The sequence below is a fragment of the Bartonella sp. OC68QHHN genome, from assembly GCF_042193875.1.
In the GTDB taxonomy this organism is placed as follows: domain Bacteria; phylum Pseudomonadota; class Alphaproteobacteria; order Rhizobiales; family Rhizobiaceae; genus Bartonella; species Bartonella grahamii_A.
In genome coordinates this window covers 1-1,103 of the sequence record NZ_JBHIME010000044.1, presented here as the reverse complement: position 1 = coordinate 1,103, position 1,103 = coordinate 1, and the positions used below count along the sequence as shown (strand labels likewise).

Annotated in this window: 1 pseudogene; it reads right to left on the bottom strand. The window is 40.5% G+C overall.

Going from position 1 to position 1,103, the window contains the following annotated elements:
• Positions 1-96: 96 nt before the first annotated feature.
• A pseudogene (locus tag ACFIJ0_RS08830) lies at positions 97-1,103 on the bottom strand (filamentous hemagglutinin); the annotation flags it as partial.

Sequence of the window (1,103 nt, the reverse complement as noted above, 5' to 3'; positions counted from 1 at the left end):
TGGGAGTTTTATTAAACTGGCACCCAGCTATACTCAACAGAGTTATCGCACTTAATAATTTTAAGGTTTGTTTCATTTTTTTCTCCATGATCTAATTCAAGGTTTTTGTTCTAGATGAGATGTGCCATAAAGTATGTTGCACATAGCATTCGCATGTCCAAGACATGTGTGAACACTGTTGGGATTTGAGAACATATTCCATGTTTCTTTCCACCTGCTACTACCAGCAGGTATTGTCTCGTAGGTATAGCCATTACCGCCAATCCATCGGCTTACAAAGTCAAATTTATGCCCATCAAAGCCAATAGTGGTTTGTTTGCTATCACTCACATAACCTAACAGACCGGATGCAAATAAAGCATTAAAGGCTGGTCCATAGAAATTGATAGTCGTGTTTTCGTTGGCTATACCGTGAACACCTTCTTGTTTGAAAGAATTCAGCATATTCCCCAATGTCATTGTCCCGCGACTATGTCCATAAAGTTCTAATCCTGTAAGACCATAGCTATACATCAAATCTTTTGCTTCTTGTGTGGAATTGGTTAAACCCCAAAAGTTATTTTCCATAAACTTCTGATAGCCCGCGACTAGAAGTTCTGAGATAGCAGAATCCGCTTCTGGAAACACAACAAAATAAAGCGGATTATTTTTATCCTTCGCATGTTGCTCTGCATAAACAGCGGCTTCATAGGGTGGCNTCCGCTTCTGGGAACACCACAAAATAAAGCGGTTCATTTTTATCCTTCGCATGTTGAACCGCATAAACAGCGGCTTCCTCTGGTGGAGTAAAGATGCCATTAAAGGACACATGCACCTTGCCATCAGCACCCTCTTGTAAATGCTGCTTTTCTTCATCCGTTAAATAATGTGCGTAAGGTATTGGTTGTCCACGAGCGTCTTTGATATACTGTCCATTTGCATCTGTTTTATAGATTATATTTCCGTCTTTATCACGGTCGACCACAGCGATGCGGTGCTCTTTGATAAACATGGTTTTATAGGAGTCATCACTGTATTTAAATCCTTCTTCTAAAAGTTGGGTTGCCATTTCACGGTTTTCATGGACGATTTGTTCCAGCTTGCCTACATCGAGCTGTTGTACA